This is a genomic window from Bacillus sp. ISL-18 (assembly GCF_018613415.1).
GTDB lineage: Bacteria > Bacillota > Bacilli > Bacillales > Cytobacillaceae > Neobacillus.
Genome location: NZ_JAGGQG010000008.1, coordinates 47,216 through 59,789 on the forward strand (window position 1 = coordinate 47,216; position 12,574 = coordinate 59,789).

14 protein-coding genes are annotated in these 12,574 nt (G+C 35.9%); 13 read left to right on the forward strand and 1 reads right to left on the reverse strand.

All coding sequences use genetic code 11. From position 1 onward, the window contains the following. Positions 1 to 10 precede the first annotated feature (10 nt). The 11 genes from J7E81_RS11870 (at position 11) to J7E81_RS31355 (ending at position 9,240) form a co-directional block, all read left to right on the forward strand. Entirely contained in the window at positions 11 to 226 is a 216-nt protein-coding gene (locus J7E81_RS11870; RefSeq protein ID WP_057989683.1) for a helix-turn-helix domain-containing protein, read from the forward strand. Between the two features lie 46 nt (positions 227 to 272). Then, the gene (locus tag J7E81_RS11875) at positions 273 to 1,520 is read left to right on the forward strand and encodes a DUF4153 domain-containing protein (RefSeq protein WP_215042411.1); all 1,248 of its coding nucleotides are present in this window, start codon (positions 273 to 275) and stop codon (positions 1,518 to 1,520) included. A gap of 320 nt (positions 1,521 to 1,840) precedes the next feature. Beyond that, a complete protein-coding gene (locus tag J7E81_RS11880; protein WP_215042412.1) occupies positions 1,841 to 2,017 on the forward strand; it encodes a hypothetical protein in 177 nt (58 codons plus the stop codon). A gap of 48 nt (positions 2,018 to 2,065) precedes the next feature. Next, positions 2,066 to 2,611, forward strand: a complete 546-nt coding sequence (lepB, locus tag J7E81_RS11885; protein WP_215042413.1) for a signal peptidase I — start codon at positions 2,066 to 2,068, stop codon at positions 2,609 to 2,611. A gap of 324 nt (positions 2,612 to 2,935) precedes the next feature. Then, complete coding sequence (locus J7E81_RS30895) at positions 2,936 to 3,064, forward strand: hypothetical protein (RefSeq protein WP_285292008.1); 129 nt, start codon at positions 2,936 to 2,938, stop codon at positions 3,062 to 3,064. A 341-nt stretch (positions 3,065 to 3,405) separates the two neighbouring features. Beyond that, on the forward strand, positions 3,406 to 5,097 hold the full coding sequence (locus tag J7E81_RS11890; RefSeq protein WP_215042414.1) for a glycoside hydrolase family 13 protein: 1,692 nt from the start codon (positions 3,406 to 3,408) through the stop codon (positions 5,095 to 5,097). 153 nt (positions 5,098 to 5,250) lie between these two features. Beyond that, a complete protein-coding gene (locus J7E81_RS11895) occupies positions 5,251 to 6,141 on the forward strand; it encodes an NAD(P)-dependent oxidoreductase (RefSeq protein WP_215042415.1) in 891 nt (296 codons plus the stop codon). Between the two features lie 114 nt (positions 6,142 to 6,255). Further along, on the forward strand, positions 6,256 to 6,429 hold the full coding sequence (locus tag J7E81_RS11900) for a hypothetical protein (RefSeq protein WP_215042416.1): 174 nt from the start codon (positions 6,256 to 6,258) through the stop codon (positions 6,427 to 6,429). A gap of 192 nt (positions 6,430 to 6,621) precedes the next feature. Next, entirely contained in the window at positions 6,622 to 8,400 is a 1,779-nt protein-coding gene (locus J7E81_RS11905) for a DNA/RNA non-specific endonuclease (RefSeq protein WP_215042417.1), read from the forward strand. Between the two features lie 211 nt (positions 8,401 to 8,611). Next, entirely contained in the window at positions 8,612 to 8,923 is a 312-nt protein-coding gene (locus J7E81_RS11910; protein ID WP_251028607.1) for a hypothetical protein, read from the forward strand. Positions 8,924 to 9,117: 194 nt separating this feature from the next. Then, positions 9,118 to 9,240, forward strand: a complete 123-nt coding sequence (locus J7E81_RS31355) for a DUF3953 domain-containing protein (RefSeq protein ID WP_374104027.1) — start codon at positions 9,118 to 9,120, stop codon at positions 9,238 to 9,240. A 175-nt stretch (positions 9,241 to 9,415) separates the two neighbouring features. Here J7E81_RS31355 and J7E81_RS11920 read toward each other — a convergent pair whose 3' ends face one another. Further along, the gene (locus tag J7E81_RS11920; RefSeq protein WP_215042419.1) at positions 9,416 to 10,309 is read right to left on the reverse strand and encodes a LysR family transcriptional regulator; all 894 of its coding nucleotides are present in this window, start codon (positions 10,307 to 10,309) and stop codon (positions 9,416 to 9,418) included. 140 nt (positions 10,310 to 10,449) lie between these two features. On the opposite strand from J7E81_RS11920, the gene J7E81_RS11925 reads away from it, so the two are divergent. Next, a complete protein-coding gene (locus tag J7E81_RS11925; protein ID WP_215042420.1) occupies positions 10,450 to 11,508 on the forward strand; it encodes a YeiH family protein in 1,059 nt (352 codons plus the stop codon). Between the two features lie 472 nt (positions 11,509 to 11,980). Then, on the forward strand, positions 11,981 to 12,532 hold the full coding sequence (locus J7E81_RS11930; RefSeq protein ID WP_215042421.1) for a GNAT family N-acetyltransferase: 552 nt from the start codon (positions 11,981 to 11,983) through the stop codon (positions 12,530 to 12,532). The last annotated feature ends 42 nt before the right edge of the window (positions 12,533 to 12,574 follow it).

The following is a 12,574-nucleotide window of genomic DNA, read 5'->3' on the forward strand; positions in this document are numbered from 1 at the left end:
GTGAATAACAATGGCGATTATAATCAATATTGATGTCATGTTAGCAAAAAGGAAAATGAGCGTAACAGAGCTTACGGAGAAGGTTGGTATAACAATGGCGAACCTTTCTATATTAAAAAATGGAAAGGCTAAAGCGATTCGATTCTCCACTTTAGAGGCAATTTGTAAGGCTTTAGAATGTCAGCCTGGAGATATATTAGAATACAAAAGTGACGAAGACAGTTAAACATGGTGGAGGAACTTATATAGCCATTATCAGAGGGGGTATAACGATGGACATTCACAATTTGATTATTGAAAATTTAGCTAATCCGTATGAGCTGGAGAGAATGTATAGAAAAGATTCGAAAGCTTTTAAAAAATCATTCTCACACGCTTGGGAACAAAATCCAGATTCTCAAATTCTTAGCGTATGGTATGAACGATTGTATTTCAAGGAGACGGCATATACAGGGAAAATTTTCTTGCTTCAAAAAGGATTCTTAATCATGGGTATTTTAGCCATTCTGGCCGGAATAAGCACCAGGACCATTTTTCATTTTGTCGAACAGGAAGCAATTGCTCCAATTAATCTGGCTTTTGGTATCATTCCCTTTATCGCTGCCTATTTTATTTACAACAATACTCCGAAAAAAAGTATTATTTATTCCCTTGCAGCGTTGTTCCTTATTTCTGGGTTTTATCTTAATATGCTGCCATTAAATGATAAAGACACGATGCTCCTTGTTTATTTACACCTTCCCATAATCTTATGGGTATTAGTAGGGCTTGCATTTACAGGAAATGAATATTCAAAAGGCAGTACAAGATTAGCTTATATTAAATTTAATTTGGAATTTTGTATTCTCTACGCCAGCATGGCAGTTAGCGGAATGGTGCTAGCAGCATTAACCATGCAGTTATTTCGATTTGTTGGCTTGAATATAGAAGACTTCTATTTTAGTAATGTCGTTTTATTTGGTGCTGCCGCACTTGCTATTGTAGCTGCGTACCTAGTATCAATGAATCTTAAACTGGCTAAGAATATTACACCCTATATCGCTAAAATTTTTAGTCCGCTTGTCCTGGTCACATTGTTGGTCTATCTTATAACGGTTATATGGGTCGGAAAAAATCCATTCTTAGACCGCAATTTCCTCATCGCCTTCAATGGAATACTTCTTGGTGTATTGGCCGTTACCATATTTTCCATTACTGAAAGCGACTCAGACGAGAAAAAGAACATTTCAGATTATATTAATTTTGCCTTAATTGTTTTAGCGCTTATCATTGACAGTGTGGCATTGTCAGCCATCTTGTTTAGACTTTCTTCCTATGGGATTACACCTAATAGACTTGCTGTTTTAGGAGTAAACATACTTATCTGGGCAAATCTAATTTTGATCATGCTTTCCTATATCCGTTTTCTACAAAACAAATCCGGACCTTCAACGATCCAAGATGCCGTTACTAAGTATTTGCCGGTCTACGGACTTTGGGCAGCTTTCGTTACATTTACCTTTCCTCTAATTTTTAATTAGAAAGGCTCTGTTAATATAATAAAAAGCAATTCTTCAATAACTTATAAAATCCTTTGAGCCGATATTTTGCAGCTTTTTATACAAAGTTGCATACTATCGGCTTCTTTGTGCTACGGGTTAAGTTAGCTTAAGAAGAATAACTGTATCTTTTTATTGGCTTATTATGGTAAATTTGATTTGTAAGGGAAGAGATCAAAAAAGACAACAGAGTTATGAAACTGCAGGCAGAAGCATTCCTGTAATAAGATTGTTAAGTATTGGATTTAAACTACAGGATGCTTAAGTTAAAGAGTAGATAATGTGTACTGGAGGAATAACGGATGCAAGAAGATTTGAATAAAGAAATCTTATTAGAACTAAAGAAATTGAATCAAAAATTAGATGAATTAAATAAACCCCAAGGCTTATCTAAATCTATGAAGTTTTTCGCATTATTTATTGGATTTTCAGTAATTGGACCATTTGTTGCAGTTTTATTGGCAACGTTATTTAAATAACTGCGTGTATGAGCTGATGTAAATTACCTTATTGAAAGGATGAAATAAATGACAAAGGATAGAAATGGATTTTGGGAATGGATGAAGGCACTTCTTATTGCACTATTTTTTGTTTTCATTATCCGAACCTTCCTCCTTACACCAATTGTAGTAGAGGGTGCATCAATGATGCCTACATTACAAGACCAAAACCGAATGGTTGTATCAATAATAGGAGAACCCAAAAGATTTGATATCGTTGTTTTTCACGCCTCAGAAAATACAGATTATATCAAACGTGTAATTGGTTTGCCTGGAGACCGTATTGAGTATAAGGATGATACTTTATTTGTAAATGGTAAGGCTTATAAAGAACCTTATCTGGACAAATACAAACGAGAGATCGTTACAGGTCCACTTACAGAGAATTTTAAACTTGAGGAAACGGCAGTCGGCAGTGCAACAGTTCCTAAAGGGTATTTGTTTGTGATGGGTGATAATAGAAGAAAAAGCAAGGACAGCCGCCATATAGGGGCTATTCCAATCGATAAGGTATTAGGAACAACGAAAATGGTTTATTATCCTATTAAGGAGATAAAAATTATTGGTAAATAACATTCTCTTTGAAAGATTAAAATGCTACACATAGTTCAATTAATGGGTGCTTGGGCTCAGGATTGACGCTAGGGGGATCCGCTTTTTATTAAAGTAACAGAGCAGTTTACTTCAATAAGAAGAGTACACTCCAAGTCAAGCTGAAAAATTGTAATGAATTTCCGGTGAAAAATCTTGTGAAACCGCGGCATTGGCTCTTTTTTTCTTTGTGGCGTTTAGATCAGGAAGGATTTTAAATAGCCTTGGAGAATTTTTAGATTATCTAATTAAAAGAGAAACAGAGACTGCTAGAAAAAGGACTTAATTTAAAGAGGTGATCGGAAATTGGAGACAATGAAGATAAAAAGAATTGCAGTCGATTCCATTCTTTTTACTGACGTGGACGATTGTGAAACAGATGATGATACAGAAGATTGGGATATTCAATTTGAAGGTGGATTTATCAGTACTTGATGGTAGATTAGATACCACAAAATAGGTGCGGAGCAAACTTCAAAGCGGCATCTGTCCTTAAAATTTTACTTATATATAATTGTTCAAAAAAGTCTCGAAAATTATTTACGAGACTTTTTTTATTTATCCATTCGCGGATAGCATGCGAACTCGTAAAGAATTCTTAATAAAACATTTTGACCGATGATTTTAACCACCCATCTATTCAAATGTTTTTGCCATAAAAATATTGGGTAGTAAAAAATACAGTATCAATAATGTTGACTCGCTAAAGTTTCTCGAGGGATGAATTGAGTTAGTTATGTTATAACCTTAGATTTAGCAAGGGGGAATCTCAAACGATGGAGAAGAAATGGTGGAAGGAAAGTGTAGTGTACCAAATCTACCCGTTGAGTTTTAAGGATTCAAACGGCGACGGTATTGGGGATCTACAGGGAATTATTTCAAAACTTGATTATTTAAAGGACTTAGGTATCGATGTAATTTGGATTTGCCCTATTTATCAGTCACCCAATCACGATAACGGCTACGACATCAGTGATTACCGGGCCATTATGAAGCAGTTCGGGACGATGGAGGATTTTGATGAACTGCTTGCACAAGCTCATGAACGGGGGCTTAAAATTATAATGGACTTGGTTATAAACCATACATCGGACGAGCATCCGTGGTTTATTGAATCTCGTTCTTCTCTTGATAATCCTAAACGGGATTATTATATCTGGAGAAAAGGGAAGAATGGCGGGCCGCCAAATAATTGGGAATCCTATTTTAGCGGATCGGTTTGGGAATATGATGAAACGACGGATGAGTACTATCTGCACCTGTATACGAAAAATCAGCCAGACCTAAATTGGGAAAATGAAAATGTCATCAGGGATGTGGAGGAGATGGTACGCTGGTGGCTAGATAAGGGTGTTGACGGATTTCGTATGGATGCCATTGCTCACATAGTCAAAGCTGAAAATCTTCCGGATGCTCCCAATCCAAACAACCTTCCTTATGTGAGGGCCTACTCATTATTTTCCAACCTTGAAAAGGTACATACGCTGCTTCGAGATTTGAATGATAAAGTATTGTATCAGTATGACATCATGACAGTGGGTGAAACCTCCGGGCTCGGTCCTGAGCAGGCGTTAAACTATATTGGTAACGAACGGCATGAATTGAATATGGTGTTCCAATTCGAGCATATGCTGCTCGATTCTGCTACAGGAGGAACCGGTAAATGGGAGCTGACGCCCTGGAATTTGCTCGATTTAAAAAACATTATGAGTAAATGGCAGACAGTCCTTCACGAAAAAGGCTGGAACGCCAATTATCTTTGTAATCATGACCAGCCTCGCTCCGTTTCCCGCTTTGGAAATGATGGTAAATATCGAAAAGAATCTGCCAAAATGTTAGCGACCTTCCTATTAACCTTAGAAGGAACCCCATATATCTATCAAGGGGAGGAAATTGGGATGACAAATCCTCAATTCCAATCGATTCAGGACTATCGGGACATTGAGACGATTAATTATTATCAACAGGCTGTCGAGTCCGGAACACCAATCGATACGATGATGGAGGCGATTTGGAAAAAAAGCCGGGATAATTCGCGTACTCCCATGCAGTGGGATGATTCCCATGCCGCAGGATTTACAACGGGGACGCCCTGGATCATGGTAAATTCTAATTATCAGGAAGTCAATGTTCAAGAAGCGCTAAAGGATGAAAATTCAATCTATCATTATTATCGGAAACTCATTGCTTTGAGGAAAAAGCATGAGGTGTTAGTGTATGGAGAATATAAGCTGTTGTTGCCTCTTGACCCGGATCTCTACGTCTATACTCGTACATTTGAAGAAGAAATGTTCTTGATAATCTTGAATTTCTTTGATCGAACGCCTGTATTTACATTGCCCGAAGAATTGAGTAGTTTTTCAGCGGAGCTGTTACTTTCAAATTACAAGGTGGAGAAAGAGAATTTGCACGAAATAACCTTCCGGGCTTATGAAGCACGGATTTATAAATTAAAGAGCAGGGAATAAAATCTCACGGAATATGATTGATGATAAAACGGAAGCCTAATTTGGCTTCTGGTTATTTTTAGTGAAAGAAATTCAACTATCCTAAAGGATAGTAGGGTGTGTCAGGTGAATTTTAAAGTGGACCTATTTTTTTACTAAAGGAGTGTTAGATTAATGAAAATTGGTTTTATCGGTTTAGGAACGATGGGGCTGCCAATGGCAAAGAATCTGCTGAAAAATGGGTATGATCTAACGGTTTTTAATCGTACCAAAGAGAAAATGGATCTTCTCAAGGCAGAGGGAGCCATCCTTGCAGGTTCTCCTAAGGAAGTTGCCTTAAAAAGTGATATGGTTTTCACGATGCTTACGGCTGATGCGGCTGTAGAGGAAGTTGTACTTGGTGAAAATGGGATTGTTTATGGTGCCCACCCAAGTTTAATCGTGATTGATTCCAGTACCATCTCACCATCTACATGCAAAAAATTGGCCAAGGAACTTTCAAAGCGTGAAGTGGATATGCTTGATGCTCCGGTTACAGGCAGTGAACCGCAAGCCATTGAGGGAATTCTTACTTTTATGGTAGGCGGTAAAAAAGAAATTTTTGAAAAATGTATGCCTTTGTTTTTAGCGACAGGACAAGGTGCATATTATATGGGCGAAAATGGGAAGGGCTCCTATACGAAGTTAGCTAATAATATCATGTCTGCCATTAATCTACTATCGTTCACAGAAGCGGTCACGATGGCAACAAAAGCTGGCATTGACCCGGAAATCTTTGTTAAGGTCGTCAATGGCGGAGGAGCTAGAAGCGGCCAAGTCGACAATAAGGCACCCAAGATTTTAAATCGCGATTTTACACCACACTTTATGACGAAATTAATACATAAAGATCTTGGTTTAGCAACGGATGTAGCAAAAGAATTAGAAGTTTCAACGCCTGTTCTCGCCATAGTAAAAGAAATCTTTCAAATGGCTAAAGCAAAAGGATATGGTTCAGAAGATATGAGCGCCGTCATTAAATGCTATGAAGAGTGGGCAGGGGTTACAGTTGAAAAGGTAAAATAAATTGCCAATCCGAGAAGATCACCTATAATTTTTACGTCATCCTAACCGGTGACGTTTTTTTATTAACCATATTCAAGTATAAGGAATATGATAAAAAAAGTGAGGTGAATAGGTATGTCCGATTTTACTCCAGGTTCTTATGTAACTGCTCATTTTATCGACGGGACAGCGGTAGAATTTAAACTTATTTCTTTACATGTTACTTATTTTGTAGGAATAAATAGCTTTGGGCATACGGTTTTAATTCCTTTTGATAATGTTAAGTATTTAGAAAGCAAAGCGCTCTAAGGAAGAGAAGCGTTTTTCTTTTTTTTATTTATCCAGAACGTTTGTTCGTGTATAATAAGGGTAATAAAGAAAAGGGGGATGACAGCGATTGCTTATTGCGTTCGAGACAGTATGAAGTGACAGATCCCCTTTGTAATGTCGGAGTAAATAAAGATGTAGCGGGATTATGATTAATATTTTAGGAGGGAGAATATGTCTATTATACGGTTTAAAGATTTTCAAAGATTTAATCAGGACCTTGTAACTAGTCAGCAACAACAAGCACTAAAGCGTTACATGGAACGTTCAAACGAGCGAGAACGAACAGTTGGTAACCAAAATCGTAAGTATCCATCGGAAATGGATACACCAGAGAGAATTTCTGCTCGAAAGAAAATACTAAACCCTCGTGATGGACTAGCTTTTGAAAGGATATTTGGGGAGAATGATTTATTTCCTATTTCATATTTTGAAGCAGGGCTTAAAGCAGCTAAGCCTGTCTGCAGAATTGAGGTACGTGATAGAATAGGCCGAATTCTTGGATACGGCACTGGTTTTCTTGTTTCTTCCAATCTATTACTAACAAATAATCATGTAATAGAAAACGAGGAATCTGCTCTTTTTAGCGCTGCACAATTTAACTATGAAATGGATTTTGATCAAAAGGAACGTCCGATTAAAAGCTTCCGATTAAAACCTAATATGCTTTTTATTACAGACCAGAAGTTAGATTTTACTTTAGTAGCCATTGAAGAGACCTCAGCAGATGGATCGAAATCCAGTGATTTTGGATTCTTACCATTACTTCCTCAAAGAGGGAAGGTTTTACTTGGTGAATATGTATCCATTATTCAGCATCCATCTGGTGCCCCAAAAGCTGTAGCCTTTAGAGAAAATAAAATTTTGGATGTATTTGATCATTATATTCATTACTCAACAGATACGCAGCCGGGATCTTCCGGTTCCCCCGTTTTTAACGATCAATGGATAGTAGTTGGTCTGCACCATGCAGGTGTTCCAGATCCCAATGATACTACTACTTACATATCCAATGAGGCTATCAGAATTAGTAGTATTTTAAAATTTGTTATGGAACAGAGTGTAAATTTAAGTGATGAAAAGAAAGCGTTAATTGATGGGATTGTAGCTAATAGGGAAGGCATTGATACAAAAACGGAAGAATGGCATGATGAATTTTCGACTGGCTATGATACTAAATTTCTTGGTGATAACTATGAAGTTCCTCATCCAACATTTCCTTCCGACCTTAAAGGGGACATAGTAACACAGAGGAACGGTGACACTGTGTTAAATTATACACATTTTTCAATTGTTATGAGTAAGTCCAGGCGTCTAGCCTACTATACGGTAGTTAACATTGATGGAAAAAGATTAGTGAACATTGGTCGTGAAAATAACTGGACGTTTGACCCACGTATTGATGAAGAATATCAGTGCGGGCCAGAACTTTACGATAATAATGATTTTGATAGAGGACATCTCGTCCGCCGAAGAGATCCTGTTTGGGGAGAAAATGCAGATGAGGCAAATAAGGATACCTTTCACTATACGAATTCTTCTCCACAACATAAAGATTTAAATCAGAAAACATGGTTGGATTTAGAAGATTATATCTTAGAAAATGCTGATAAATTGAATTTGAAAGTGACCGTGTTTACAGGTCCAGTATTTCGGGGCGACGATATAATCTATCGAAACGTTAAAATACCTGTAGAATTTTGGAAAGTTGCTGTTATGGTTAAGGAAAATGGGGAACTATCTGCGACTGCCTATTTGCAAACTCAAAAAAATTTACTCGATCATTTGGAATTTGCCTATGGAGAATTTAAAACTTATCAAGTAAAAGTTTCAACTATTGAAAACTTAACTAGCCTCGACTTTGGTAACCTAAGGAATCATGATCCATTGGAACGAATTGAAATCACTGCATCAGTTCGCATGATTAATAATTCTAAAGATATACTTTTGTAAGTAACTAAAACCTTAATAAAGTCTTAATGGATGCGATACTTCGTAATGAAGGTCGCTCCTTTTCTTTTTCATAAATATGATTGTGAAATGTTGTACTTTAACTATAGGGCATTTTAGTGGAACATGGATATGGATTTTTGTGGTAAATTAGTATAATAGATTAGTGTATGAATTTTGTTCTTGAGAATTCATTTTTGTATTTCGGAAGGGAATGGAGTCAATTGAGAGCAGAGCAATCTTGGAATTTATTCGTATTATCGGAATACTTCTTTTTCTTGGTGGTTTAATGGGAGCTTTCGTAAAATTAAAATATGCGAGCTTTGGAATAACAGTAGATAATACCAATGGTCCTTGGTTAGTTGGATTTTCAATCCTGATTTTACTATTTGTATTGTATAGAAACAAACTCCAATTTTCTGGATTTTACAAAGGATCAGGTAAGGTAAAACTCTCGAAAAAAGTTAGTATGTCTCTAATTTCTTGTTCAGTAATAATGATAATTTTAGCCCCTTTCTTCAATTAACTTGCAGCATTATTACAATCGAATAAAGATAAAATAAAACTGTCTTTCTGGAGAGGGCGGGGTTGATTTTGTTAACGAAAATTTTAAAGATGTTGTCAATTTTGAGTGGATTAACATTGTTATCTTATGTTGTATATAGTTGGAAGGATTATTCGGATAAAAGTTTTTTAACTATGTAAATGCTTATGGTGAGTATGTTTATTTTTGGAGGAATAGATAATTTATTAAGTAAGCAAAAGTCAATGAAGATGATGGGGATTTTATACTTTGTAGTAGCTATCTTTGTCACATTTGTTTCGATTAATAAATATTCATGAGTAGAACTTTGGAGTGATTTGAACTTTTTTGTTAATTCGTTATTATGCTAAAGGGGCAGAATAATTGAATAAGGAAACTAAATATAGGTAGATCATATTTTTTTAAAAATAAAGTACGAAGGGGGAGTTCCTCCGTACTTTTATTTGTATCCTCAAAAATATACAATGTATTTTGCTAAATTATATCGTATCCTTTTTGATCTCTTAAAAGATTAATAAAGATTTCTGATGCTCTTGTTTGAAATTTTGTGGATGGAGTAACAAGCAGGAACTTACGAATAATCGGAAATCCCTTAATCTTTAAGGTATAAAGCTTTTGAAGTTTCAATTCTTTGTGAATAGCCCAGTGTGAGAGAAGGGATACACCTAGTCCCGCCTCGACTGATTCTTTGATAATCTGTGTACTCCCGAACTCCATTATATCCTTGGGATTAAATTGAAAATCCTTAAACATACCCTCAGTTGCTTCCCTTGTACCTGACCCCTGTTCCCGTACAATCCATGTCTCTTCCTGTAAATCTGTTAGTTCCAAATTCTTCTGCTTAGTTAAAGGATGTTTTGCAGAGACAATGATATACATGAAATCTTCCGAAATTGCCTCAATATGGTGCTTTTTACTTTTTAGTTCCCCTTCCACAATTCCTAAATCGATTTGATTGTTATTCACCAGTTCTTCAATCTCATGTGTATTTCCAATTGTTATGGTTGGTTTGATTAAGGGAAAGTGTTGGCGTAGCCTTGCAATGATGTGTGGAAGTACATACTCGCCAAAAGTATAACTCGCCCCAATAGATAGACCTCCGGTTGCTGTATTTGTTAGATCATCTATTAAATTTTGCATTTTCGTGTAAAGCCCTAGAATCTCTCTTGCATGATGATAAACAATTTCCCCAGCTTTATTTAAGCGAACATACTTATTGCTCCGATTTAAGAGTTTTGTCCCAACAGTACGTTCAAGCGTTTGTATATATTGGCTTACGGCTGGCTGAGTCATGTGTAAAGCTTCTGCTGCTCTGGAAAAATTTTGTTTCTCTACAACGGTGACAAAAACAAGTAGGTGCTGGTCCATTTTTTCACTTCCTTTTTTTAACGTAACTGCGTTCGGAATTATATCTATTTACTTATGGTAATCATCATTATAATTTATTTTCTTTATGATAAAAACAATCGTATGATGAACTTGTAAAAAAATAAAGGGAGTGAAGCAAAATGCAAAATGGAAAAGTCAAACAAACCGAGAGTAAATTAGAAACTCGTCCAATACAATTTAAACACTCATTTTTATCTCGTGCTTCATTATGGTTTGCTGGTATTTCCTTTACCTTTATCCTCGCGGTACTAGGATTTGGTTTAGCAAAAGCACCGGGATTTAATCACTTAGGTCCATTAGCAAGTGCTATCGTAATTGCTGTTATATATGTTCAAATTTTTGGGTATCCGAAAAAAATTCGTTCGGGTATCCAATTTTCAACAAAAAAACTATTACGATATGCAATAATCTTATACGGTTTAAAATTAAATATTGATGTCGTCTTCCACCAAGGAATGGGATTACTTGTTCGTGATATTGGAACCATTGTCTTTTCCATCTTTCTAACGATGTGGTTAGCCAAAAAACTGAAAGCAGATTTTTCTTTGTCCCTACTACTGGGAATCGGTACAGGAGTATGTGGTGCAGCAGCTATTGCCGCAGTTTCACCAATATTGAATGCTAAAGAAGAGGATACCGCAATAGGAGCAGGAATTATCGCCCTTGTTGGTACAATATTTTCAATGGGATATATTCTTTTTAAACCATTTTTGCATTTAACGGATAAGCAATATGGTATTTGGACTGGAATAAGCTTGCATGAAATTGCTCACGTTGCTTTAGCCGTGGCACCAGCAGGACAGGATGCTTTGGCAATAGCGCTATTGGCGAAGTTAGGAAGAGTGTTTCTTTTAGTTCCCTTAAGTTTTATACTAATATATTGGATGAAACGAACAGGTAGGGTCTATTCGAATACGAAAATTGATTTTCCTTGGTTTTTAATTGGCTTTTTGATTATGAGCCTGATTGGAAGCTATGTTCTGGGAAAATCAATAAATGTTCCACCAACTATCTTGAATGATACATCCAATTTAACAACTTTATTATTAACAATGGCTATGGTCGGGCTAGGGTTAAATGTAAACCTGCAAGAATTACGTACAAAAGCACTACGTCCAATTATCGCTATGTTAATTGCATCTACATTATTGTCATTCATTACATTTTTCACATTATAAAGACCAGCTTTTAATAAACTATTAATAATATTTAGAGATAGGGTAATCCCTTTTGGTCGTTAGTCAAAATGATTTGTGAAGTATTTCACTTAAATTAATGGGTGCTTTGGTTCAGGATGAGTGATCGCTGCGCGGTCATTTTTTCTTATGAAATAAGGGGGCAGTTAGCAGAAGAGGAAAGCAAGAAAATTATTGGGGAATTGCGCCTTTAATTAATTCCAAATTATGAACGATAAGTTATACTATTCCTATAAAATTAACAAAGGGGATTCGTTTATGGAATTAATTACTGGGAAGGTAATTATCCAAAATATTCACAGGCTGCACTAATGTCATCTGAGAAATATTAATGGTATAGCTACTATTTTATTAACCTTGTTTATTCCTGCTGCATATTATGTAGCTTGGTTTGCAAAGTGGATTTAATCTTACTTAATTAATGTCTATTCTTTTTTTATGGGGGGTGAATTTAATGATGATCAATCAAAAATATTTTTATAGTAAAGATTTAATCTATACAATTAGATCTGCTAATAAAAGCGATGCATCAAAATTATCTGAATTAAGGCTGAAGATTGATGGTGAATCCGAAAATATGGACAGAGAGAAAGGAGAGGACTATCTTGACCCGGCACAATTTGCAGAAATTATTGAAACCGATACCAACCATACAAAAAGCTTGTTTTTAGTTGCTGAACTAGATGGTAGATTGATTGGTTATTCAAGATGTGTAGGCAATGATTTAAAAAGATTTATACATAAAGTGGAATTTGGATTAGGTGTGCGGAAGGATTACTGGGGTTATGGGATTGGAAAAAATCTAATGAAAGAAACAATTTCCTGGGCCGATAGGAACGGTATTAAAAAAATAGTATTATATGGAGTCATTGAAACAAACGAAAGAGGCATTGAATTGTATAAAAAACTCGGATTTGAAATAGAGGGTCTCATGAAAAAAGATAGAATCCTCTCAGACGGAAAATACTATAATACCTATATAATGGCCAGATTTAATGAATGTTAAGAAACTACAACGTCTTATTTAAGTGAAATAACAACTTCGGGG